Source organism: Myxococcales bacterium (assembly GCA_023898405.1).
Classification (GTDB): domain Bacteria; phylum Myxococcota; class UBA727; order UBA727; family JABDBI01.
Window position 1 is genome coordinate 959,689 of record CP060221.1, and the last position, 21,722, is coordinate 981,410.

28 protein-coding genes and 1 pseudogene are annotated in these 21,722 nt (G+C 40.1%); 17 read left to right on the forward strand and 12 right to left on the reverse strand.

All coding sequences use genetic code 11. The annotated features are described in order from the left end of the window. Window positions 1-115: 115 nt before the first annotated feature. Window positions 116-448: a type II toxin-antitoxin system RelE/ParE family toxin gene (locus tag H6731_04335; protein ID USN51645.1), complete on the forward strand. Its 333-nt coding sequence runs from the start codon at window positions 116-118 to the stop codon at window positions 446-448. Continuing rightward, window positions 441-755, forward strand: a complete 315-nt coding sequence (locus tag H6731_04340; GenBank protein USN51646.1) for a helix-turn-helix domain-containing protein — start codon at window positions 441-443, stop codon at window positions 753-755. Before H6731_04335 ends, H6731_04340 begins: the two co-directional genes overlap by 8 nt. A gap of 175 nt (window positions 756-930) precedes the next feature. Here the strand turns inward: H6731_04340 and H6731_04345 are convergent, their stop codons facing one another. From H6731_04345 to H6731_04365, 5 genes are read right to left on the reverse strand one after another with little or no spacing between them, the layout of a single operon-like run. Continuing rightward, window positions 931-1,344 carry a hypothetical protein gene (locus H6731_04345; protein USN51647.1) on the reverse strand — a complete coding sequence of 138 codons (414 nt, stop codon included), beginning with the start codon at window positions 1,342-1,344 and terminating at the stop codon, window positions 931-933. A gap of 14 nt (window positions 1,345-1,358) precedes the next feature. Then, window positions 1,359-1,787, reverse strand: coding sequence for a DUF3277 family protein (locus H6731_04350; GenBank protein ID USN51648.1), 429 nt, complete (start codon window positions 1,785-1,787; stop codon window positions 1,359-1,361). 15 nt (window positions 1,788-1,802) lie between these two features. Continuing rightward, the gene (locus H6731_04355; GenBank protein ID USN51649.1) at window positions 1,803-2,789 is read right to left on the reverse strand and encodes a DUF3383 family protein; all 987 of its coding nucleotides are present in this window, start codon (window positions 2,787-2,789) and stop codon (window positions 1,803-1,805) included. Next, window positions 2,786-3,289, reverse strand: coding sequence for a hypothetical protein (locus H6731_04360; protein USN51650.1), 504 nt, complete (start codon window positions 3,287-3,289; stop codon window positions 2,786-2,788). Before H6731_04360 ends, H6731_04355 begins: the two co-directional genes overlap by 4 nt. Then, complete coding sequence (locus H6731_04365) at window positions 3,286-3,687, reverse strand: hypothetical protein (protein ID USN51651.1); 402 nt, start codon at window positions 3,685-3,687, stop codon at window positions 3,286-3,288. The genes H6731_04360 and H6731_04365 overlap by 4 nt, the downstream gene beginning before the upstream one ends. A 33-nt stretch (window positions 3,688-3,720) precedes the next feature. On the opposite strand from H6731_04365, the gene H6731_04370 reads away from it, so the two are divergent. Continuing rightward, window positions 3,721-4,296 carry a transposase gene (locus H6731_04370; GenBank protein USN51652.1) on the forward strand — a complete coding sequence of 192 codons (576 nt, stop codon included), beginning with the start codon at window positions 3,721-3,723 and terminating at the stop codon, window positions 4,294-4,296. A gap of 119 nt (window positions 4,297-4,415) precedes the next feature. Here the strand turns inward: H6731_04370 and H6731_04375 are convergent, their stop codons facing one another. Continuing rightward, entirely contained in the window at window positions 4,416-6,512 is a 2,097-nt protein-coding gene (locus H6731_04375; protein ID USN51653.1) for an ankyrin repeat domain-containing protein, read from the reverse strand. A 414-nt stretch (window positions 6,513-6,926) separates the two neighbouring features. On the opposite strand from H6731_04375, the gene H6731_04380 reads away from it, so the two are divergent. Next, entirely contained in the window at window positions 6,927-7,319 is a 393-nt protein-coding gene (locus H6731_04380; GenBank protein USN51654.1) for a transposase, read from the forward strand. Window positions 7,320-7,391: 72 nt separating this feature from the next. Continuing rightward, window positions 7,392-8,363 (forward strand): transposase, encoded by a 972-nt coding sequence (locus tag H6731_04385; protein ID USN51655.1) that lies wholly within the window; start codon window positions 7,392-7,394, stop codon window positions 8,361-8,363. Between the two features lies 1 nt (window position 8,364). Here H6731_04385 and H6731_04390 read toward each other — a convergent pair whose 3' ends face one another. From H6731_04390 to H6731_04400, 3 genes are all read right to left on the reverse strand, one after another. Continuing rightward, window positions 8,365-9,093, reverse strand: coding sequence for an IS6 family transposase (locus H6731_04390; GenBank protein ID USN51656.1), 729 nt, complete (start codon window positions 9,091-9,093; stop codon window positions 8,365-8,367). A 55-nt stretch (window positions 9,094-9,148) separates the two neighbouring features. Then, window positions 9,149-9,748 carry a transposase gene (locus H6731_04395; GenBank protein USN51657.1) on the reverse strand — a complete coding sequence of 200 codons (600 nt, stop codon included), beginning with the start codon at window positions 9,746-9,748 and terminating at the stop codon, window positions 9,149-9,151. 485 nt (window positions 9,749-10,233) lie between these two features. Continuing rightward, complete coding sequence (locus H6731_04400; protein USN51658.1) at window positions 10,234-10,989, reverse strand: IS6 family transposase; 756 nt, start codon at window positions 10,987-10,989, stop codon at window positions 10,234-10,236. On the opposite strand from H6731_04400, the gene H6731_04405 reads away from it, so the two are divergent. The 7 genes and pseudogenes from H6731_04405 (at window position 10,971) to H6731_04435 (ending at window position 14,406) form a co-directional block, all read left to right on the forward strand. Then, window positions 10,971-11,699: an IS6 family transposase gene (locus tag H6731_04405; GenBank protein ID USN51659.1), complete on the forward strand. Its 729-nt coding sequence runs from the start codon at window positions 10,971-10,973 to the stop codon at window positions 11,697-11,699. The two genes, H6731_04400 and H6731_04405, sit on opposite strands and share 19 nt — an antisense overlap. Window positions 11,700-11,815: 116 nt before the next feature. Beyond that, the gene (locus H6731_04410; GenBank protein ID USN51937.1) at window positions 11,816-12,091 is read left to right on the forward strand and encodes a hypothetical protein; all 276 of its coding nucleotides are present in this window, start codon (window positions 11,816-11,818) and stop codon (window positions 12,089-12,091) included. Next, the gene (locus H6731_04415) at window positions 12,081-12,410 is read left to right on the forward strand and encodes a helix-turn-helix transcriptional regulator (GenBank protein ID USN51660.1); all 330 of its coding nucleotides are present in this window, start codon (window positions 12,081-12,083) and stop codon (window positions 12,408-12,410) included. Before H6731_04410 ends, H6731_04415 begins: the two co-directional genes overlap by 11 nt. 8 nt (window positions 12,411-12,418) lie before the next feature. Continuing rightward, window positions 12,419-12,745, forward strand: coding sequence for an XRE family transcriptional regulator (locus tag H6731_04420; protein ID USN51938.1), 327 nt, complete (start codon window positions 12,419-12,421; stop codon window positions 12,743-12,745). Between the two features lie 12 nt (window positions 12,746-12,757). Next, a complete protein-coding gene (locus tag H6731_04425) occupies window positions 12,758-13,216 on the forward strand; it encodes a pyridoxamine 5'-phosphate oxidase family protein (protein USN51661.1) in 459 nt (152 codons plus the stop codon). 275 nt (window positions 13,217-13,491) lie between these two features. After that, window positions 13,492-14,040 (forward strand): hypothetical protein, encoded by a 549-nt coding sequence (locus H6731_04430; protein ID USN51662.1) that lies wholly within the window; start codon window positions 13,492-13,494, stop codon window positions 14,038-14,040. Between the two features lie 168 nt (window positions 14,041-14,208). After that, window positions 14,209-14,406 (forward strand): annotated as a pseudogene (locus tag H6731_04435) (IS6 family transposase). A 68-nt stretch (window positions 14,407-14,474) separates the two neighbouring features. Here the strand turns inward: H6731_04435 and H6731_04440 are convergent. Continuing rightward, on the reverse strand, window positions 14,475-15,203 hold the full coding sequence (locus H6731_04440; GenBank protein ID USN51663.1) for an IS6 family transposase: 729 nt from the start codon (window positions 15,201-15,203) through the stop codon (window positions 14,475-14,477). Between H6731_04440 and H6731_04445 the strand changes: the two genes are divergently transcribed. Then, a complete protein-coding gene (locus H6731_04445; GenBank protein ID USN51664.1) occupies window positions 15,185-15,835 on the forward strand; it encodes a hypothetical protein in 651 nt (216 codons plus the stop codon). The two genes, H6731_04440 and H6731_04445, sit on opposite strands and share 19 nt — an antisense overlap. Before the next feature lie 79 nt (window positions 15,836-15,914). Here the strand turns inward: H6731_04445 and H6731_04450 are convergent, their stop codons facing one another. Then, window positions 15,915-17,237: a hypothetical protein gene (locus tag H6731_04450; GenBank protein ID USN51665.1), complete on the reverse strand. Its 1,323-nt coding sequence runs from the start codon at window positions 17,235-17,237 to the stop codon at window positions 15,915-15,917. Between the two features lie 298 nt (window positions 17,238-17,535). On the opposite strand from H6731_04450, the gene H6731_04455 reads away from it, so the two are divergent. From H6731_04455 to H6731_04465, 3 genes are read left to right on the forward strand one after another with little or no spacing between them, the layout of a single operon-like run. Further along, complete coding sequence (locus H6731_04455; GenBank protein USN51666.1) at window positions 17,536-18,336, forward strand: transporter substrate-binding domain-containing protein; 801 nt, start codon at window positions 17,536-17,538, stop codon at window positions 18,334-18,336. Continuing rightward, window positions 18,336-18,995: an amino acid ABC transporter permease gene (locus H6731_04460; GenBank protein ID USN51667.1), complete on the forward strand. Its 660-nt coding sequence runs from the start codon at window positions 18,336-18,338 to the stop codon at window positions 18,993-18,995. The genes H6731_04455 and H6731_04460 overlap by 1 nt, the downstream gene beginning before the upstream one ends. Continuing rightward, window positions 18,992-19,711, forward strand: a complete 720-nt coding sequence (locus H6731_04465) for an amino acid ABC transporter ATP-binding protein (GenBank protein ID USN51668.1) — start codon at window positions 18,992-18,994, stop codon at window positions 19,709-19,711. Before H6731_04460 ends, H6731_04465 begins: the two co-directional genes overlap by 4 nt. Window positions 19,712-19,814: 103 nt before the next feature. Here H6731_04465 and H6731_04470 read toward each other — a convergent pair whose 3' ends face one another. Next, on the reverse strand, window positions 19,815-20,465 hold the full coding sequence (locus H6731_04470) for a hypothetical protein (protein ID USN51669.1): 651 nt from the start codon (window positions 20,463-20,465) through the stop codon (window positions 19,815-19,817). A gap of 195 nt (window positions 20,466-20,660) precedes the next feature. Between H6731_04470 and H6731_04475 the strand changes: the two genes are divergently transcribed. Continuing rightward, window positions 20,661-21,719, forward strand: coding sequence for a hypothetical protein (locus H6731_04475; protein USN51670.1), 1,059 nt, complete (start codon window positions 20,661-20,663; stop codon window positions 21,717-21,719). The last annotated feature ends 3 nt before the right edge of the window (window positions 21,720-21,722 follow it).

The window sequence follows — 21,722 nt, forward strand, 5'->3', positions numbered from 1 at the left end:
CCCAATCGATCCGCCTATTTTAATGCGAGACGAGCAAATGGGATGCCTAAAATCTGGGGGTTGTTAAAAAATTAATACTTGCATTTATATAACACTTATGTTATGTAATTTAGCTATGGATGTGGTTTATTTTAGACAAGCAACAGGCAAAGAGCCAGTAAGACAGTATATTGATAAGCTTCCTAGTGAAGTGGCAGCTTACGTATTGGCAGCCATAAAAGATATTAAAGAACATGGTCTAGATAAAGCATTGGTCACCTGCAGGCAGATTGAAGGAAAACTTTGGGAAATTAAAATCGACGCACAGAGAGTTTTTTACGTCGTTATTGATGGGCCGACAATGGTTTTGCTGCATGCATACAAAAAGCAGGGTCAAAAGGCGCCTAAAAAGGAAATTTCTGTTGCAAAAAAGCGAATGAAGCTTGTCATTGGAGGTCATTATGCCTAAAAAAACAAAAAATGCTTATTTGGGAAGTAGCATTGATGAACATATCAAGCAAAAATACAAAGACAATGAATTTGCTCAAAGCTTCGATATGGAACAAGAGAAGCTAAAACTCGCTCGAAGAGTTAAACAATTACGAGAGCAACAAAACCTAACCCAAACAGAGCTAGCCGAAATCATAGGAACCAAACAACCGTCTATCGCTAGGCTGGAAAATGGGCACTATTGGCCTAGGATAGATGTTCTTGAAAAAATAGCACTAGCTCTAGGAAAACATCTTGAAATTCGGTTCACTAAAAAAGCTGCTTAATTTTATTTTTTAACAGAGCGTGTCTGCACCCATTCCAAATAATCCATGTAGTCCAGTGCCTCATGGGCATAGTCCACATCATCTACCGACCAACGCTCTTCAATTTCTATGGGCGACACGTGAAAATAATTCGACATGGCTATGCGAAACACAGCCCATGGGATGTTCGGTGGGTTTATACCGCATTGGCCTGAGCTGGATCTTTTAGGGTAGCGCCTTTTAGCAAGTCGCCCGCGGCGTAAAAAAAACCACCATAATTTACCTCCAAGGCAAATTTAAGCCACTTAAACAGCAAAGCATAATCTCCAGCCAAATCCGCTTCGGGCTCAAGCCTGGGCCATTTATCTGAGCCAGGCTCTCGTTCGATCACGGTGCGGTGAGCGAGCTTTTCGATGACCATTTTTAAATCATTAGCAGTGAGCCTCTCAGCCAATCGTGCCAACGAAAAAGAATCCTTACCTTCATTTTTCTCAAAAGCGGATCCTGCTAAGGCTAAAATCCTGGTCAATAACTCGATACCATCAGCATAGCCAAGCTGTGTCACTTTAAAGTTTTTGCCGTCAATACTGGTCTCTTTGGTTTTGATCATAGTTGGTGTTGCTCCTATTGAGATATGAATGCTTCAAGTTTAGCCACCCGTATCACCCACTCTTTGTCACCGATATTTTTGCCCAGCGTTGTTTTGGGCATCTTTTGGATCCAGGCTTGGGTACCCATAAACACAGTGGCACCTTGGGTGTTTCTAATAAGCAGAGGGCCCACGCCTATGCCATTGGGGGATTTGATATCAGCGTTGTACATGACCGAGAGCAATTTGTTGCTGGGTGACGTGGACATCAATGTAAAGGTGATGGTTGCTCGCTGGTCACAGGTTTTATAACGCACCACATGGCCATCAGCGCCAATCTGGTCTTGATAACCTTCAGAATCGAACTCAATGTCGATAAAATCATCTTCAGCAAAGCCCTCGATGGGAATGCCATTAAATATCACCGAGTAATTTTCTGGATCGTATTGCTCAAATGCGTGCATATTTTTTGCGCTCCTCTAGACGGTAACGGTTCCCTGGATTTCAATCTTATGAATGGCACCGGCTAATCGCCCACTAAAGCGAACTTTAGGCAACACGCGGTCCCCTCTTACTTGTTCACTTACTTCTTCTATGGTGGGCACGCTCACCATCGGCTCTGGGTCTTCGGCTAACACACCCTGATAAATTGCTTCCTTGAGCTGGGCCAAAATCTCAGAGCGCACCAAATCAATGCCTTTTAAGGTGTAGGGAATTTTTTTATTGATCATGAGTAAGCGAAATAAACGCTCTTGGATGCGTACATGCAGCCAATCTATGCCGCGGGTAATATCGATAAATCGGCCACTGAGCATTTTTCCATCAAGGGTCACGCCAACACCTTTGATGCCGATGTAACGATTGATATGTGCTTTATCGAGCTCGTCAGCAATGCTCGCGCTGAGGCTATATGGCGCTACAGGTTTAAGATCCTGATAGGACCAAGAGGATGAGCCTGGAGCTTCTGGCAACATTTTTCCCATCCAGGCTGCACTTAAACATTCTTCTGAACTTGGATTGTGCATGCAAAAAATGCGGTCGCTCTTAAGGTTTTTGATAATATCCTTGCTGGTGGCATCAACATCAAAACCTAGAATGAGGCGACCTGATTCAAGCAAAGCACCAGCTTCTTTCAATTCCTTTGCGCTTGGTGTCTGGCTCAGTAACACACCATAGAAATCACTTTCTATATCCAATATGGATTTCAAAGCCTCACTGAGAGAAAAACCATTTTTGGCAAAAGCTATCTTTAAGAGTGGTACCGTAGGATTTTGAGAAAAAACAGCCTTAGCCATTTTATATGATGCATGAGAGCCATCAGGTAATTCGCCAGCATTACGATACATCTCCACGCTTGCCTTCTCTGCTTCCTTAAAACCTAGTATCAGCGGCACACCAAAGCCCTTTTGGGCCATGGATAAACTTTGCGTTTCAATGGAAATTTTAACGATGCTATCGATGCTCATAAGCGATTCTCTAATTCAAGCGAATCGAAATAGGCAGTGTTGATCGGTGCACTTTCCTGCATGATCAAACGAAACACCACATCAAAGGCAGCTCTATTCTCTGCTCGATTTTGAAAACTAAAATTTAAAGATGTCACCGGATGGTTTTCAACAAATATCAGCCCAGCGCTGCGCAGCTCATCACGATAAACCGGATTAGCAAAACTCAATCGAGCTTTTTCGATCAAAAATCGTGCAGAACTTTCCCCATGAGCATGCCGCGAAAACACCTGGACATTGATGGTGAGCTCGCGGTGCCCAACTAAATCAATATTGGCACCACCGTCTCTAAAACGGTAATAACCGGCATCTCTGCCTACGCTAATACACTGACCCAAGGACAATATGCCAAATGGCTTTCGCATCATTTTGCGGGGCTCATCATCCCACACAAAAGGAATACCCACAGCTGAGCGAAAAACATGCTCCAAAGTTATTTGCAGGCCTGGCCATTGCTTCATGTGCCACCTCTTATTTCATGAGTAATTTTTCCCTTTAAAATTCCATGATCGATAAGCGGCTTGGAGCTACCCTTTCGTTTGATGGTTTCGGGTTTTAATGCAGGCTCAATGCCATTATTGATGCTCTGCACCATGTCGCTTTTAACCACTTCACCAAATTGGATGAGCGCTTGCTTCTTGCTTAAACGGCCTAAAACGACTTTGTCTTGTAATTGTCGCAAAAGCCTGATGTGGTCTTTATGCTTTCTGTCACAGGTTGATCTTATGAATGACCTGGACGGTATGTTTTGGTCGCGAGAACCATATTCATGAACCATGGCCAAATCGACCATCGAAAATTTTTTGTCATCGTCATGAGGCTCATCCTGCAAAATGCCCAGGACAAATTGGTAGACCACGTGTAAAAGCTTTGAAACTCAAGAAGCCCAAGGATGTCGTTTTTTGAAAGTAAACCAATCATAACCAATGTTTCTTGGTACGGTGGTGGCTCAAGAGTTGTAGACCTGGTAAGCGGTTTTGGGTTTTGGTTTCGCCAGGGAAATGGACTTGTCAAAGTACGCTGGGTCTACGTTCGAGATAAATCAGGCACCCATCGAGATGAGTATCTCTATTCCACAAATATGAGTCTCACGCCAGAACAGATCGTGTCAATCTACACAAGTAGATGGGCTATCGAAGTGACTTTTCAAGAATGCAAAGAGCATTTGCAACTAGAAAAAACCCGAGTTTGGTGCAAGAACTCAGTACTCACTCTCGTGCCACTGATTTTTGGTTCATACAGCCTAATAGTTCTTCTTTATCACAAAAACAACGAGCAGCTTTCTGATTGCAGAACTATGTGGTGGCCAAAGAAAGCAAATACCACCTTCTCAAACATGCTCTTGAGCATAAGATTTTATCTTTGGAAGCATCACCTATTTCAAAACGGCCCAGGCACCATGCGGATGTTGAATAATAGCAATGAGAATGACAATCTTATTCTTCAAGCGCTTTGCCAGGCCGCATGACGTAGATGATAAAAAAAGCATTATTCAAATTTCGGCCAAAGTCGAGTTGAGGGTAGATCTATTCCAATCTTCTGTTCTCTTGAAGCTGCCGATTCGTTTCAATTTCGGCCAAAGTCGAGCTAAAATCGTTCGGGAAAAAACTCTTGGAGCACCTTGCGACATTCTTCATAGTTGTGAATGTTGATTTGCTTCATTATTTTCTCCCATTCTTTTTCAACAGTTTTTGGAGCCTGCTCACAAAACACACGCAAGGCGCCTGCGTTATTATGGTTAGCCGCAGTGGTAACAGGTGTCCTTTGCCAACGATTGCATAGTTGAATGCTGTTGGGCGCATGCTCCATAATCAGTTTGACAACCTCAAGACTGCAGCTATTACTTGCGGCTTTGTTCAATGGCGTCGACTTATCATGGTCCTGCATAAAAAACAGACTTTGCGCGCGCTCCGCTATCATCTTGATGAGTGGCGTATTGTTATGCTTTGCAGCTTCATGGGCGATGGTTACGTCGCCGTATTTATCTTTTATTATTTTTAGCGCTGAGTCAGGTAAATCGCCGTATTCATCTTCTATTGTTTCTAGCTCTGAGTCAAGTAAATCAACGTAGTTGCTAAATCGATCGAATTGTTTGCTATCAGCTGCGAGCACATATAGCGCTGTCTCATTGATCTCAGAAGATTCAAACAGCAACCATACGGGAAAGCGCTTTGCCACCATATCCATGACAACAAAATTTTTCCTTTTTGCAGCCTCAACCAGTAACGTTTCACATGCTCCATTTTCCTTTTCAAATGCTGGTATTGCAATTTCAAACGCTTGAGCAAACGAATCATTCTCTCCAAGATAGAGATAGCCATATGCAATTGTACGCATGGCTTTTGGAAAGCTCGAAAAAGCTTTTGTCAATTCATCAAGACTCTCCTTTGCGCCATCGGCGTTACGGAAAAGTTTTTTGATATTGTAGTTTCCTACTGTTTTCGCGGCTTCCTTCTTAAGTTCTTCATCATTTCCAATGGAAGCCAAAACTGCCTTTATGCCATTGAGATTTTTTGCCAAAATCGCTGTACAAAACGCTGAATCAATGCATTTATTTGGCAAGCGCAAAAGATCTTCCGACTCTACCAATGAAAAAAGTGAGTAGATGACGTCATTACCCTTCAAAGATTTTGCTGCTGCGCACAGGAGAGCAAAGCGGCTTTTTTCTGGCAGTTGAGCAAATCCCTGCAGGAGCGTTTTGGCGGCATTTTGATCACGAAAGAAGGTGGATGGAAATTTTTCGGCGAGATGCGCCGCAAAAACTCCATCGCTCATGAGCGTGAGCCAATTGCTTTTTACTGTGCTTATGAAGTCATCTTTTATTTGAGGCTCTTCTAGAGGCTTGTAGTCGAGCACAAAGAGCGGAACATTACGATAGCGACCTAGTTCGTTAGGAGCTTCTTGCAGACTCTTTGCGAATTTTTCAGCGTCAATTTGCGAAGCAAACAAAATCGCCTCGAGGTTTTTAAGGTCGTAAGAATCTTGTCTAACAATGTATTCTTCGACGGAGCCGAAGCTGGCGTTGCTATATTCGAAACAAGCTTTACCATCTTTTCTTAGGACCAGGATACCTCTTACGATGTCACCGTTCCATGTCTTATGAATATTACTCGAGTGGTCTGTGAAATAGTCTCGGGCAACATTGCAGGATCGACCGAAAAATATGCCAAACCTTTTGCATCTCGCAGTTTCAGCTTTGAGTTGCCCTGATCGAAGAATATCCATGATGGCGCGCGAACCATGATAACCAAATTGACTATCGTCCCTTTGGAAAACGCTTTCGTCATCAAGAAACGAAATAAATACATCTTCAGAGATTTGTTTTGGCCGCAAAAGGATATTGACAAGGTTGTTAAATACCAGCGCGGGAGTTTCCTCGGCTCTTTCCTTGCGTGCGCGTAGAATTTTCACCAGTTCGTTAAAGTAATAGCTCGTTTCCAACTTGTTCAGAAAGCTTTGGAGAATTTCTTGCCCATCGCCATTTTGTACCGATGACAAATGGTCGATGATTTCATTTTTTTGCTCATCTCCTAAATTCTTAGGATTTGCATTGGAAAAATTATCTTTTTTAGCCAAAAAATTGCTAAGCTCTACCTCAACTTTTTGATCTTCCATCGAAAGAGCCGCAGTACTGCTAAGCATGAAAACAAATAAACAATAAATTAGTTTGTAGAATAATCTCATAAAAACTCCATTATATTAAATAAATTATATTAAAACACTATAATACTTTTTTAATACTTGTAAACAGGGTAATCCACCCAAAAATTAATATGCTTTAAAAGTAGAATTTTCTCGTTTAAATAAATGAAGGAGATTCACAGTGAAAAGTTCAAGATTTACCATCCAGCGCCTCAAAGCCACTTCATTTATGCAGGGAATAATAGGCGCGTTTTCCTTAACAATTAGTTTAATATAATTAAAAACACTTGACACCGGATTAAGTATATAAAAAAATTAAATTTATGAAGGTGTTAGCTCGACTTTGGCCGAAATTGAAACGAATTGGCAGCTTCAAGAGAACAGAAGATTGGAATAACCTGATCTACCCTCAAGAGCTGCCGAGAAATGCAAATAGCACATTTTATAAAAGACTTCATGAACAATTTTGCCGAATGCGTTAGTTCTCCTAGCCTGAGTCGGCTGACTGAACTTCTTGCGGCAAGAATTATCACCATCGGAAAAACTACAGTCACGAACTTATCAAGGGTATTCGGCTTCGATCCCTACAACAGTCCTTGGCATCACCTATTTTCACGCTATCGAATCTCGCTTTGGGCATTGTCATTTGTTCTTATACAGTTGATTCAAAAGACTTTTGTTGCAGATGGGCAAGCACTCGTTTTTGTTGTCGATGACACAACATGCCTGCATAACGGCAAAAATGTTTTTGGCAAGGCAAAGCATCGTGATGCTGCACGCTCATCTCATACAGTTACAACTTTGCTATGGGGACATAAGTGGGTCGTCATATCAATCATCATCTCATGATTGATCACATCTTTTTGTTGACAAAGTCGTTTAAGCATTTTCAAGTTTAATTTGATGTGATCAAGTTTTTCAATGAATCATATAAGAACAGAATTTATAGAATCAAATCTTGGTGATAAGCGCTTAACTAAGCGCCTTTTATCAATTGTTAGCTCGGTTATTGAAAGTCCAGAGAAATCTTTTCCTGAGGCATTTAGGAGTTCGGCAGAATTAGAGGGGTTCTATCGGTTTGTGGAAAATCCTTACATAGAAATAAAAGACATTTTAGAACCGCACAAACAAGCTACTTTAAAGCGTATGTGCAATAAGAATAATGATATTATTATTGCGCATGATTCGAGTGAGTTTGTATTTTCAGGAAAGAGACGAGACCTTGGAACAACCTCACTAGGTAAAAGTGCAAGCTTCTTTGGTCATTTCAGTTTAGCTATTTCTGCGTCAGATAGAGAACCATTAGGTACATTGGGGTTGCATTGTTTTAAGCGCGGTGAAAAAATCAGTCCTTATGCACTCAGAAAAAAAGGGATTCTTACACAGACTCAGTCTCGTCGCCTGCCATCGGAAAAACAAAGATGGAATGACGCAATCGATAGCATTTCTAAACTCAGCGAAAGCGCTAAAAATGCAATCCACGTATGCGATAGTGAAACAGATAGTTATGCTTTGCTTGCTGATTTATCGAACAAAGAACATCGATTTATTGTTAGGGGCTGCTATGACCGCGCCCTTGTAAACGGCAAGCATTTACGCGAGGAATTTGCAGAAGAAAGCAGATTGTTTTCTAAAGAAATACATCTTTCTAGAAGAAATAAAAAATCCGGCGGGGCTAATAATAAAAGGCTTGTTAAAAGAGATGCCCGCAATACGATAGTAGATATTAAAGCAAAACAAATTACATTAAAAAGATCAAACTGTGTAGATAAAAAATATGCATTATCTTTAGATATAAATGCTGTTCTTATTCTAGAGCGAAATCCGCCTAAAGATGAAAAGGTAGTGTTGCAAACAATGACAGAGTACAAAGATGCCCCTCCAATAGGTTAACTTACATTTCAAGAATTGGGTCACTCAGTCCAAATTGTCTGTTGATGAACTTTTTAATTGATAGTGAACTTTTATCCATTAAGTGGTAGAGCTGACCTTTGAATAGCATATGCATTGTTTCAATTCCACGAATTGTGTTGAAGGCTGTCTTGTAAGAGAAATAGCCCATGCTATGCCGTGTTTTCCATTTTATCCTCCTGTGATCCTGCTCTATAATATTATTTAAATATTTGCTTTGCCTAAGTTCCACATTGAGATACTTACCTTCACTTTGAAGTTGAGATAAGGCAGCCGGATATGATGGGTGGCGATCAACAGTTAAAGTCCGTGGCTCAGCGCTCCTGCGTAGCATTGATAACTTGCCTAAAAATAGCTTGGCAGCTTTTTGATTTCGGGTTTTGCTAAGATAAAAATCAATAGTCTGTCCCCGTGAATCGATAGCCCTATAGAGATAGAGCCACTTTCCCTTTACTTTGACGTAGGTTTCATCAAGCTTCCAAGAATCATTTGGTGATTTCAAAAAGTAGCTGGCGCGCTTTTGTATCTCTGGAGCATAGTGCTGAACCCATCGGTAGATTGTTGTATGATCGGCATTTAGACCACGCTCTTTCATCATCTCTTCTAGGTCACGATAACTGACCCTGTAACGAAGGTACCAACGTACGCAAAGAAGGATTGCTTCGCCTTGATAATGCCGCCATTTAAAATCTGATGAAGTGTGTTTTCTCATCCCTCAATATTAGTAAAAATGGAGCCCATTCACAAAATCAGGATTTTTTGCAACACTACCCGCCAGAGACTATCGCCCGAATGATGCTCATCCCTGTAACACCGGTAATGTCTGTTACCACGTGGTTGAGTTGAAGATTCATTTGCACCAGAGCTTTATGCATCAATTGTACTTGCTGCGATGCCAACTCAAATAAACGGCTTCTCTGTCTTACATACCCACGGAATATCACCCCTTCGTCATCAGGGCGAAACGAACCTCGCAGTAACCCATAGGCGTGTAACTGTTGAATCCATTGGCAATCCTTCACGTCTGTTTTTCTACCTGGCACCGTTTTGAGGTAGTATGCATTTACTAGCATGACGTCTATGCCAGCTTGGGCCAAAATATCATAAACCGGGATCCAGTACACACCTGTGGACTCCATCGCTACGCTCTGGATACCATTTTGTTGGATCCACCTCAGCATATTTTTGAGATCTTCTGTGAAAGTCAGATATTCGCGTATCTCTTGGTGACCGTCGGCAAAACCAATACAAATAAATACAGACCTAGAGCCAATGTCTATGCCAGCAACACATGGATTCATGGGTGTTAGCCTAAAAGCAGATGAGGGTTGAGATTTTGGATATTTCTTGTTACTTCTCTTTGTCATGAAAAAACCTCTTGCATGATCGGTTGTTGTTAAGTCGTTCATACAAGGGGTTATTACTTTTATGCAGGCCCATCCGGGCTATGCTAGGTCAACACTTATTTTTAGACATTGCCAAGGATGCAGGCCTGGTGGGGAGCTTATAAGTAGTATAAACCGCTTTTTTTGAAAACACCCATCTAACGAAACCCAGGAATTTGGAGCCAAAACAGCCTCACTAATCTTAAGAGTTTTCATAATTTCTTTTATGAGTTCTTGGGCCTGCTCAAAAACCAGGTGCAAAGCCAAAAAATATCTTGATTGGCGGCATTTGAATAAGGCTATCGCTCGCTAAGCCTATCCTATACAGCACTACGATTGAAGTATAAAAGGCTTAATCTACAAATTCAATCTGGGATATGTCATCCACAAGATTTATGCCATCGTTTTCATAAACAATCGAATACATCGATGGCAAAACAGTACGTCTATGTCAAACACCCTGGCCATCAATTGGGCAAAATTTGGACGGCCGGGCTTTTTGGAATCGTGGCCTTGATGGGAAACAAAACCTGAAATTGGGGGTTTGGTAGCAATGGAACAGAAAACCGGTAGTGTTGCAAACAATGACAGAGTACAAAGAGGCCCCTCCAATAGGTTAACTTACATTTCAAGAATGGGTCACTCAGTCCAAATTGTCTGTTGATGAACTTTTTAATTGATAGTGAACTTTTATCCATTAAGTGGTAGAGCTGACCTTTGAATAGCATATGCATTGTTTCAATTCCACGAATTGTATTGAAGGCTGTCTTGTAAGAGAAATAGCCCATGCTATGCCGTGCTTTCCATTTTATCCTCCTGTGATCCTGCTCTATAATATTATTTAAATATTTGCTTTGCCTAAGTTCCACATTGAGATACTTACCTTCACTTTGAAGTTGAGATAAGGCAGCCGGATATGATGGGTGGCGATCAACAGTTAAAGTCCGTGGCTCAGCGCTTCTGCGTAGCCTTGATAACTTGCCTAAAAATAGCTTGGCAGCTTTTTGATTTCGGGTTTTGCTAAGATAAAAATCAATAGTCTGTCCCCGTGAATCGATAGCCCTATAGAGATAGAGCCACTTTCCCTTTACTTTGACGTAGGTTTCATCAAGCTTCCAAGAATCATTTGGTGATTTCAAAAAGTGGTAGTGTTGCAAAAAATCCTGATTTTGTGAATGGGCTCCATTTTTACTAATATTGAGGGATGAGAAAACACACTTCATCAGATTTTAAATGGCGGCATTATCAAGGCGAAGCAATCCTTCTTTGCGTACGTTGGTACCTTCGTTACAGGGTCAGTTATCGTGACCTAGAAGAGATGATGAAAGAGCGTGGTCTAAATGCCGATCATACAACAATCTACCGATGGGTTCAGCACTATGCTCCAGAGATACAAAAGCGCGCCAGCTACTTTTTGAAATCACCAAATGATTCTTGGAAGCTTGATGAAACCTACGTCAAAGTAAAGGGAAAGTGGCTCTATCTCTATAGGGCTATCGATTCATGGGGACAGACTATTGATTTTTATCTTAGCAAAACCCGAAATCAAAAAGCTGCCAAGCTATTTTTAGGCAAGTTATCAAGGCTACGCAGGAGCGCTGAACCACGGACTTTAACTGTTGATCGCCACCCATCATATCCGGCTGCCTTATCTCAACTTCAAAGTGAAGGTAAGTATCTCAATGTGGAACTTAGGCAAAGCAAATATTTAAATAATATTATAGAGCAGGATCACAGGAGGATAAAATGGAAAACACGGCATAGCATGGGCTATTTCTCTTACAAGACAGCCTTCAACACAATTCGCGGAATTGAAACAATGCATATGCTATTCAAAGGTCAGCTCTACCACTTAATAGATAAAAGTTCACTATCAATTAAAAAGTTCATCAACAGACAATTTGGACTGAGTGACCCAATTCTTGAAATGTAAGTTAACCTATTGGAGGGGCCTCTTTGTACTCTGTCATTGTTTGCAACACTACCTTTTTTACAGCCTCTAAAGGGATCATACTTGCGTAATACACCTCTCAGGTGTATATTAGGGTGATGATATATTCGGTTGATATTAGCAAAGCTAAAAAGGACATCAGCAAGTTGCCCATGCATGTCCGAGTCTTATTTTTCAACTGGATCGATGATGTGGAACATCGTGGTTTAGAAGAGGTGCGAAAAACGCCAGGTTATCATGACGAGCCGTTAAAGGGTAAGCGCAAAGGCCAGCGCTCAATCCGTCTAACACGTGCCTATAGAGCGATATACGTTATCAAAAAGGGCGAAGTTGAATTTGCTCAAGTTGAAGAGGTGAACAAGCATGACTACTAAAGACAATAAAAAGTCAGCTGCAAGAAAATTTATGGAGGAGATTACTGGTGGCCCTCTAACCCTATCCTCGCTTTTGTACTCGATTCGCCTTGGTGAAGAGATGACACAGGAAGAATTTGCTCAAATGCTTGGTATTTCTAAATCCCATGTCTGTGACATAGAGAAAGGCAGAAAACACGTTAGTCCGCTTCGGGCAAAAGAGTTTGCCAGGATTCTAAAGCATTCTGAGCAACAATTCATTCGGTTAGCCCTACAAGACATAGTTGATCAGCTTAGCCAAAAGCATATATGGCAGGTAGAGCTTAAAAAGGCTGCGTAGAGGCAATGATGCCCTCAGTAAAAAAGAAACTTCAACAAGCTGGCTTTGCTGTCGGTGATGCTAAAGATTTTCTTGAGCTTAATGAGGAAGAAGCTGCATATTTAGAAGTAAAAGTAGCTCTCACCGAAGCTTTGATAAGAAATCGCGCCAAGGCCGGTGTCTCCCAGGCTGAATTGGCTAAAATGATGCATTCTAGCCAATCTCGTGTAGCCAAAATGGAAGCTGGTGATAGTTCGGTGTCTGTTGATCTTTTGATACGGGCCCTTGTCTATTTAGGCTTTGGGGTAAAAGATGTGGGCAGAGCTTTGACTAGGCCAATGAAAAGAGCAGCATAGAGACCCACTGATATGAATGTGATTGTACAAAAAGATTTTGAGCCAGAAGAAGTTCTCAAAAAGCCACTTATGGCTCATTTATTGACTGTCGAAAATGGTGAACCCCGGGATTCCCCTGTGTGGTTTTTATGGGAAGAAGGTTGTTTGTGGATCGTCGGCACAGCACAAGACAGTTTTATTAGACAGCTTAAAAAGGGACATCGTTGTGCAGTTGGAGTTGTGGACTTCGACCTTGATAGAGGAGTCTTAAAACACGTTGGCATTCGTGGAGAGACCCGATTAGGTAAAGTGGACAAAGAACGCTTACAACGCCATCTGTCAAAATATCTTGGTGAGGATCAAGCGCAATGGAATCAGTGGTTTATCGAAAATATTACATGCCCTTTGGAGTACATGGTGCAGGTAATCCCCAAAACCATCGTCGCCAAAAATGTTTCCTACTTTAAAACTGGTCCAAATTTAGCAATGTAGGTATGGGGGTTTGGGGAGTAATGGAACAACCAAGTCACTTAAGGGATGTTAGTTAACCCAGATATCAACCGAATATAGTATTACGGCCACTAAACACACATGACCTCGAACAACAGATCCCTTAGCGCAACTTTTCGTTCCATTGGGCTTCAAACCCCAGTATAAAGGCTGCAGATCAAAAGAGAGGATCATAATCGTGGAGGGTACTTGCTTTTGGTTTGAGTGTGCGTGTTATTCTTTGATGTAAATTAAGTCAGGCATTAACTGGTAAAATTATGAAAAAACTATTAGCAGTTTTCATAGCTGTTTCTTTTTTTGCATCATCTTCTTTTTCGGCCTTAAAAAACGAAAAAGCATTTGCTTTAACCGGTAGTTTTGCACTTCTAAATGTTGGTACTCGCTTACAATACTCGATTACCTTGGTAAAAATAAATATACGTGCCGGTGCAGAATATTGGTTCAATAAGCATTTTGCATTAGGTGCCGATTTAGGCTTAGTTCGACAAGGAGTAGATAACTACGGTTTTACTTTTGATAAGGTAATATCAACTGATAGCAGTAAGACTTCTTTTCTTATATCCCCCGGAATAAGCGTGACAGGGGCATTATCTGCTATGAGCGTTTTTGTTCCTTATATAGATTTACGGATAGGATTTACCACGGGAGTTGAAATTCCACCTATTCCATCAATAGTTCCAGCTATTGGCACATTGATTGCCTTCAACGATTGGGTAGCATTAGATTTATGTGCTAGGATCCATTTCTTGCCACAGAACTATCTAGGCTTTTCTTTCGGTGCTGTAGGTGTGAGAGTTATCCTCTAAACGGTAGTAACCAGGTTCAAACAGATGTGGGATTTTTGCGATAAATAAGAAGGGACTCTATTTTGGAATTGAGAGCCAAAAAGGAGCCCCTCATGCAGCAACATTACTGGTAGTGTTGCAAAAAATCCTGATTTTGTGAATGGGCTCCATTTTTACTAATATTGAGGGATGAGAAAACACACTTCATCAGATTTTAAATGGCGGCATTATCAAGGCGAAGCAATCCTTCTTTGCGTACGTTGGTATCTCCGTTACAGGGTCAGTTATCGTGACCTAGAAGAGATGATGAAAGAGCGTGGTCTAAATGCCGATCATACAACAATCTACCGATGGGTTCAGCACTATGCTCCAGAGATACAAAAGCGCGCCAGCTACTTTTTGGGTAGTGTTGCAAACAATGACAGAGTACAAAGAGGCCCCTCCAATAGGTTAACTTACATTTCAAGAATTGGGTCACTCAGTCCAAATTGTCTGTTGATGAACTTTTTAATTGATAGTGAACTTTTATCTATTAAGTGGTAGAGCTGACCTTTGAATAGCATATGCATTGTTTCAATTCCGCGAATTGTGTTGAAGGCTGTCTTGTAAGAGAAATAGCCCATGCTATGCCGTGTTTTCCATTTTATCCTCCTGTGATCCTGCTCTATAATATTATTTAAATATTTGCTTTGCCTAAGTTCCACATTGAGATACTTACCTTCACTTTGAAGTTGAGATAAGGCAGCCGGATATGATGGGTGGCGATCAACAGTTAAAGTCCGTGGTTCAGCGCTCCTGCGTAGCCTTGATAACTTGCCTAAAAATAGCTTGGCAGCTTTTTGATTTCGGGTTTTGCTAAGATAAAAATCAATAGTCTGTCCCCATGAATCGATAGCCCTATAGAGATAGAGCCACTTTCCCTTTACTTTGACGTAGGTTTCATCAAGCTTCCAAGAATCATTTGGTGATTTCAAAAAGTAGCTGGCGCGCTTTTGTATCTCTGGAGCATAGTGCTGAACCCATCGGTAGATTGTTGTATGATCGGCATTTAGACCACGCTCTTTCATCATCTCTTCTAGGTCACGATAACTGACCCTGTAACGAAGGTACCAACGTACGCAAAGAAGGATTGCTTCGCCTTGATAATGCCGCCATTTAAAATCTGATGAAGTGTGTTTTCTCATCCCTCAATATTAGTAAAAATGGAGCCCATTCACAAAATCAGGATTTTTTGCAACACTACCCTATTGAGGACTATCGTCCCACCATGCCCCAAGTTTATCTGTACGACTTGGGCCGTTCATTATACGATCTAAAATTGGATAATATTTTAGATTGGCAAATGCAAAACCCAAGTGAATATGGATATTGGACGCTTGGTTTTAACGGAGCGATGACGGTAATTGCACCAGAATTTTTGGGCTTAGATCTTGATTATGCTGGCCAGGGAGTCGAAGAATTTAGGCGCGATCGAATCAATGACCTCAACACCTATCTCAATAACTCTCAGTGGAATTTTGATAATACCTGGTCATACTTTATTCTTCCGTGGACAAAAAATACGGGCAACCGACAAAGTATCAATGATTTGATGTCGGGTTTATTGATATATCTCAGCGATGAATATGGAGGCGTTAGTTTTTTGGCTCGCTTATTTCAAAATCTAAAACAACAGCCAACTACTCCGAGCAAAACTGATAGACAAGCAAGAGCGCAAAATTTATATGAAGCCGCTAAAAAATCAGTTTCATCATCGAATCTTGGCAATCTAGAGAATTTCTTTAAACAAAAAATGCGTTGGTCTTTTTTGAATTAGAAATTTTTGCGCATCATCTCTTAGTCTCAGCTGTATTTAAGAATTGCTGTTTGCTAAAATTAACAGCAATTCTTTTCTTTTAATAACAAATGAAACTTCTTAAATCTCTTAAACTTCCCAGCTTGTAGTCTATGGGCTGCATACTAAAAACAAATTGATAACCATTATTTTGAATTGTGTTAAGAATTTCTCTTACTATATTTTCAGCGATATTTATTGCTATCCTGCTATATTTTTGGTTAATTCTCTGTGCCGTTTTAAAAGTAAAATCAGTAATATGTGAGCAGCTTTTTCCAAAAGCTGTCATATTACTGCTTGAGTTATTTTTTCTCTCTTCCTCTACTATGTCATCGATAATCTTGGCGTACTTATTGTTGTCTCCATTAATAACAGCAGAAAAAGCTCTCAATCTGTCAAAGAAGTTTTTTTCCTTTTTAAGCAAAAATGCGGATACGCTGGCAATAAACTGTTTATTATTCTCAAAAAAAGTATCCTCATCAGCGTGATTATTGTAGAGATCCTCTATATCTGCATTTGATGGAGAATTTGGTTCGCTACATTGCTCGCTCACAATAGTTTTGACCTCTTGTGAACTTAGAATTTTATAGCCAAAAAATTTCCGTAAAAAGTTTAAAACACCTGTCTTTGCTGTTTGCGAATCTCCATCAAAGGGCGCAAGGCGACCATCTACTGCAAAAGGTAAATTGGTATAGTTGATATCGTCAAAATTAGCTTTGCAAATATAAAGCAACATTTGCTTATAAGATTTTCCCAATGCAACTTTTAGTGCCTCATCTTGACCCGCTTGATCAACCATCAGGTTTAAAAGTATACGATTGTCCAGTTCCGATGATGAAAAGAAAGGAATTTTTTCTGAGAAAAGAGCTTTAAGGCTGCCATCGGAATTTTGTGCTTCAACCTCCATAGGCAAGTAAAGGTAGCGCAACATAAAATCCCGCTGCACATTTTGCATACTATCAAAAGCAGCAAAATAACTTCTTTCTCCTTTAAACAAAGAATTCTCTGGCCGATTATCCATTTTTACCAACATGTTTGGATAATTTTTCAAGAGGAAAACTAAAGTACCAGCCTTGGTGGAGAAAACTCCATTGATATAATCCTTTTTTGCCAGTTTCCGACGATCTTCTTGTAGATCGTCTAGGTCTAGGTTTGCATTCAAAAGCCTATTCCAATCACTACCATTCTTTTTTATTTTTCCTAATAAAAAAGTCCACGCATCGTTTACATGATTGATAAAAATTTGCTTACTGTCATGGGGAAAAACAAATCTCTCAGCTTTTAGTTGAGCTATTGCTACATTAAAAGGTATAAATAAATTCCCATTAACACCATTAATAACGCCTGCTAACAGACCACAAAAAACAAAAAAAATCACTCTCATAATACACGAAATTCCACTACACTATAACAAATCAAATAAACAACATTTCTATCTATTATTTAGAAACTTTGTGTGCCGCTAAAATTTTCATTTTCATATGAAATACAAACTTGACAACTCTGTGTTCAGTTGCTACAGGGCGGAGTATTAATTTTTTTTGGGCTTAAAATAAGATGTCTTTCTTCCCACCGAGACATTTAGACCGGATACACGCGTTTCATTACCGCCATTAGGCGTGTAGCTTGAACTATATATACTCCGCACCATAGTTATAATCTTTTCACCAGAGGCTATCGCCATGAAGAATGTGTTTGTATTTGTCTTACTCGCTTTCCCTTTGCTTATCGCATCGGCATGCACAAAATCATGTTCTAAAGACAACAACGAAGAAAAAAAATTCTTAAGAATCGGCACTAATCCTGGTTATCCGCCTTTTGAAAGCAGAAATGAAAAAGGTGATCTTGTAGGTTTTGATATCGATATAGGCCGCGCACTCGCGAAAGAACTTGGGCAAGTTGCTGAATTTAAAGAGTTCGATTTTGATGCGCTTATTTTAGCTTTGAAAAAAGGACAGATCGACATAATTCTTGCTGGAATGTCTATCACCGAATCACGCCAAAAAGAAATCGCTATGGTGCCATATCAGGGAAAAGCTCTTACTGAAATTTCTTTTTTATTTTGGGAAAATATACCTGCCAAAATCAATAATTTTGACGACCTAAAAGCTTTGGCACAGAATCGAAACTTATCTATCAGTGTACAAACAGGACACTTTTTAGAAGATTTCCTAAAAGGCTCTGGCTTTAATGTTAAGGCTTTAGCAGGCCCACCTGAACAAATTCTTGATATCAAATATGGAAAATCTCTAGCAGCCGCCTTGGATAGCACCAATGCAAGAAGTTTGATCGAAAAACATGGAAACCTAAAGGTTGTCACATTGACCTTACCGAGAGATAAATGGGATTTAGGCAATGGTATTGGTATAAGCAAAAGTAGGATTGATTTGATCGAGTCCATCAGTGAGGCAGTTTTGAAACTCAAAAAAAATGGCACCATCAATATGCTTGAACAAAAATGGATTAATAAGGGTGAACAATAATGGACCTTGGCCTCATTGAGCTTTATAAATCAGCCTTCCCTCTTCTCTTAAAGGGAGCAAGTATTACTGTTTGGGTATCTGCTATTGGTATTTTTTCTGGATCTTTTGTTGGCTCTATATTCGGTATCCTTGATTGTAATAAACTCAGAACCCCTTTTTTGGCGCCATTCTTTCGCATCTATGTAACAATTTTTCGTGGCACTCCGCTCTTTGTCCAACTTTTAATAATTTATTTTGCCTTGCCCGATGCTTTGGGTATTGAATTATCTCCCATCAGCGCTGGTATCATCACTCTTGGATTAAATTCTACGGCATATCTTGCTGAGATAATCCGTGCTGGAATCAACGCTGTTGATAGCGGTCAATGGGATGCAAGCTACATCTTAGGCTATTCAAAGTTTAATACATTTCGCTACATTATCATGCCTCAAGCCTTTAAGAACGTTATTCCTGCCATTACCAATGAATTTGCCACTTTGATAAAAGAAAGCAGTATTCTCATGGTTATCGGAGTTCCTGAACTGGTAAAAAATAGCCGTGATATTGTTGCCCACAATCTTAAGCCCATGGAAATTTATTTATTAACGGCGGTGTTTTACTTGATTATGACCTATGCTGTGGCATTTTTAGCCAAATTTTTTGAAGGAAAAGCGAAATGAATTTAATCAACGCTCAAAATTTGACACTTCAATACGCCAACAGAAAAGAAAAAGCTTTAGATAATGTTTCCTTTACCGTTCAAGAAAAACGCATCACTCTCTTTTTAGGTAAAAGTGGTTCGGGAAAAACTACGCTCCTCAAATGTATTGCTAATCTGAACGGTAACTTTGCCGGGGTTTTGACTTATAAAAATCAAGCCATCAAGTCTATGAGCCCAAAAAATCGCGCTACACATATTGGATTTGTGGCACAAAGTTTTGACCTTTTCCCTCACATGACAGTGCTCGAAAATTGTGTCCATCCTCAAGTACACGTTCTAAAGCGTAACCGAGATGAAGCTCTGCAAATTGCCAAAGAAAAGTTAGAAAATTTAGGGCTTGGTGATTTTTTCACCCGCTTTCCCAGGGAACTTTCTGGCGGACAAAAACAACGAGTAAGCATTGCGCGCGCTTTATGCATGGATTCACGGCTTTTGCTGATGGATGAGCCAACATCGGCTTTGGATCCCGAAAGCTCAAAAATGTTAGTAACTATACTTAAAAAACTCAATCAAGAAGGTGTAACCATAGCACTCTCTACCCATGACATGAGCTTTGCCAGAAATTTACTCGATTATGTCTACTTTATGCGTAACGGACATATTGTTGAGCAGTTTGATGTTCGCCTCAATAAGCTCGAAGACACCCAAGCTATAAAGCATTTTTTTGCGCATTAGTTTTGTCAGCGCAACTTTTATATAAATAGCGTATAAGTCTTCGACCTTGCTTTCACATGAGCTTAAACAAAGCCAAAGACTAAAATAGAAGCTTAAATCGCGCTTAAAAAGGACTTTGCATTCCTCTTCCCATCATAGATTCTTGGCCCATAAATCCTTGACCTTGCTGACGTCCCATACCTTGGCCGCCCATAAATCCTTGACCTTGCTGACTCCCCATACCTTGGCCGCCTTGGCCTTGAAATCTTTCTGGATGACGACGCTTTAGTTCTTCTTGGCTGAGAGTAACACCAACGCATCTACCTTCGGAGCTACATGTAGCAGAGTTAAACTTACAGCTTTCATCAGAGGCCCCTCCCTGTTGTGGGCCCTTAAAACCACGCATTTTAGCCATACATTTATCTTTTAATGGGCTCATTATTCTTCTAGCAGCTGTTTTATTAACGGCGCGATGCCCCTCTCCATTAGCACATCCCAAACAGGTTTCTGGATACAAAGGTATTAAGGTACACTGTTCAGCTTGTGAATTAGGATCGCAGGATACATCAGCGTCATCTTGATAATCTTGTTCTTGCCCTGCTCTTTCAGACAGATCGCTATCTTGATCTTCTGATTCTTCTTGCATCATCCTAGGCATTCTCATGGTCCGATCATTAACCGTCTGAGTTATTTCACCTACGCCCAGGTCTGATTTTTTCTGACAACCAAAAAATACGCTCATGCATAAGAGCAAAAAAGTGGCGGTTTTTTTCATGACATCTCCCCTTGAGACATTATCCGGCCACTTCTAACAATTGCCTATGCTTTATGCAGCCAATTATTGAGCAATTTTTTACATAAAAATTCTCAAATTAATAACCAGCAATAATAAATATAATTGCTATTATCATTGGTCAAACCTCCATAAAATCGATAGCATCTTCTCGATTTCAAACAGCCAAATATTTTTATGAGCCTAGGATCTTTAGCAGCAACTTTATTATTTATTTTTTCGTTTCATCTTGAAGCTAAAGAGAATATTTTTTTGTTATCTGAAAGTCATGATGAGTACAAAAATCCTCCGTTTCATCCGACTCGAGTAAAATTTGCCGCTACCCTGATAAGAGTAGAACAAATAGATGCTGCTTCGGAAGCAAACCCAAAGCTTACAGCTAAATTCGCACTTGAAACTTCTTGGCCAGACGCACGACTGGCCAAACAAGATCCAGACTCTCACATTATTCATAACTTCCATAATCAGGAGGTTGACCAAATTTTATCCCAGACATTTAACCCAAGCATTTCGGTTATTAATGGAGAAATGCAGACCAATCATCAAGATATGAAAATTTTTCCTGATGGTCGACTTCAACTCAATCAAATCGTCACTATAACCGTGCCTGCCAATCTCAATCTTTTGCGTTTTCCTTTTGATGCTCAGGCTTTCTTAATACAGTTTGCTTCTACCTTTTGGGATGATCGCGAAGTAGACATTATTCAAGAGATTGCCAGCGCTGAAAAAATAATCGATGCGAGCAATAACGCCTGGAATATTAACTATCGTAGTTTTTATGTTACTGATCTAGCGCTTAAAAAAAGCACCGAAGAAAAATATTCAGTCTTTAATTTCTATATTTATGCTGAACGAGATCCCAGTTATTTTATTTGGCGACTACTTTTACCCCTAATGGCCATAGTGATGCTCTCATGGAATGTTTTTTGGTTACATGAAGATAAAGCATTGGCTCTTGGTAATTGCTTTTTATTTTTGCTTACTGTCGTAACTTTTCATGATACCGCTCGCTCAATGCTACCCGTCCTGTCATATTTTACCTTCATGGACGCTGTCGTATTTATTTCATACGCATTCATCATGATTCCAACCTTTCAGGTACTTATTTCATTTAGGCTTGAATACGGTGGTAAAATTGAACTCATGAATAATATAAGAACAAATTGTCAATGGGCAGTTCCAACACTCTACTTAATTATAAATTCTTTAACGCTTCTAAGATATTTTTTAATATAGGAA

What these genes read in the sequence shown, in the direction of transcription:
- H6731_04475 (USN51670.1), top strand. Translation starts at nt 20,661, where the DNA reads ATGAGCCTAGGATCTTTAGCAGCAACTTTATTATTTATTTTTTCGTTT.
- H6731_04405 (USN51659.1), top strand. Translation starts at nt 10,971, where the DNA reads ATGAGAAAACACACTTCATCAGATTTTAAATGGCGGCATTATCAAGGC.
- H6731_04350 (USN51648.1), bottom strand. Translation starts at nt 1,787, where the DNA reads ATGCACGCATTTGAGCAATACGATCCAGAAAATTACTCGGTGATATTT.
- H6731_04390 (USN51656.1), bottom strand. Translation starts at nt 9,093, where the DNA reads ATGAGAAAACACACTTCATCAGATTTTAAATGGCGGCATTATCAAGGC.
- H6731_04400 (USN51658.1), bottom strand. Translation starts at nt 10,989, where the DNA reads ATGAAGTGTGTTTTCTCATCCCTCAATATTAGTAAAAATGGAGCCCAT.
- H6731_04465 (USN51668.1), top strand. Translation starts at nt 18,992, where the DNA reads ATGAATTTAATCAACGCTCAAAATTTGACACTTCAATACGCCAACAGA.
- H6731_04415 (USN51660.1), top strand. Translation starts at nt 12,081, where the DNA reads ATGACTACTAAAGACAATAAAAAGTCAGCTGCAAGAAAATTTATGGAG.
- H6731_04425 (USN51661.1), top strand. Translation starts at nt 12,758, where the DNA reads ATGAATGTGATTGTACAAAAAGATTTTGAGCCAGAAGAAGTTCTCAAA.
- H6731_04470 (USN51669.1), bottom strand. Translation starts at nt 20,465, where the DNA reads ATGAAAAAAACCGCCACTTTTTTGCTCTTATGCATGAGCGTATTTTTT.
- H6731_04445 (USN51664.1), top strand. Translation starts at nt 15,185, where the DNA reads ATGAAGTGTGTTTTCTCATCCCTCAATATTAGTAAAAATGGAGCCCAT.
- H6731_04370 (USN51652.1), top strand. Translation starts at nt 3,721, where the DNA reads ATGTCGTTTTTTGAAAGTAAACCAATCATAACCAATGTTTCTTGGTAC.
- H6731_04430 (USN51662.1), top strand. Translation starts at nt 13,492, where the DNA reads ATGAAAAAACTATTAGCAGTTTTCATAGCTGTTTCTTTTTTTGCATCA.
- H6731_04455 (USN51666.1), top strand. Translation starts at nt 17,536, where the DNA reads ATGAAGAATGTGTTTGTATTTGTCTTACTCGCTTTCCCTTTGCTTATC.
- H6731_04380 (USN51654.1), top strand. Translation starts at nt 6,927, where the DNA reads ATGAACAATTTTGCCGAATGCGTTAGTTCTCCTAGCCTGAGTCGGCTG.
- H6731_04385 (USN51655.1), top strand. Translation starts at nt 7,392, where the DNA reads ATGAATCATATAAGAACAGAATTTATAGAATCAAATCTTGGTGATAAG.
- H6731_04345 (USN51647.1), bottom strand. Translation starts at nt 1,344, where the DNA reads ATGATCAAAACCAAAGAGACCAGTATTGACGGCAAAAACTTTAAAGTG.
- H6731_04375 (USN51653.1), bottom strand. Translation starts at nt 6,512, where the DNA reads ATGAGATTATTCTACAAACTAATTTATTGTTTATTTGTTTTCATGCTT.
- H6731_04340 (USN51646.1), top strand. Translation starts at nt 441, where the DNA reads ATGCCTAAAAAAACAAAAAATGCTTATTTGGGAAGTAGCATTGATGAA.
- H6731_04460 (USN51667.1), top strand. Translation starts at nt 18,336, where the DNA reads ATGGACCTTGGCCTCATTGAGCTTTATAAATCAGCCTTCCCTCTTCTC.
- H6731_04450 (USN51665.1), bottom strand. Translation starts at nt 17,237, where the DNA reads ATGAGAGTGATTTTTTTTGTTTTTTGTGGTCTGTTAGCAGGCGTTATT.
- H6731_04440 (USN51663.1), bottom strand. Translation starts at nt 15,203, where the DNA reads ATGAGAAAACACACTTCATCAGATTTTAAATGGCGGCATTATCAAGGC.
- H6731_04355 (USN51649.1), bottom strand. Translation starts at nt 2,789, where the DNA reads ATGAGCATCGATAGCATCGTTAAAATTTCCATTGAAACGCAAAGTTTA.
- H6731_04360 (USN51650.1), bottom strand. Translation starts at nt 3,289, where the DNA reads ATGAAGCAATGGCCAGGCCTGCAAATAACTTTGGAGCATGTTTTTCGC.
- H6731_04395 (USN51657.1), bottom strand. Translation starts at nt 9,748, where the DNA reads ATGACAAAGAGAAGTAACAAGAAATATCCAAAATCTCAACCCTCATCT.
- H6731_04410 (USN51937.1), top strand. Translation starts at nt 11,816, where the DNA reads ATGATATATTCGGTTGATATTAGCAAAGCTAAAAAGGACATCAGCAAG.
- H6731_04335 (USN51645.1), top strand. Translation starts at nt 116, where the DNA reads ATGGATGTGGTTTATTTTAGACAAGCAACAGGCAAAGAGCCAGTAAGA.
- H6731_04420 (USN51938.1), top strand. Translation starts at nt 12,419, where the DNA reads ATGCCCTCAGTAAAAAAGAAACTTCAACAAGCTGGCTTTGCTGTCGGT.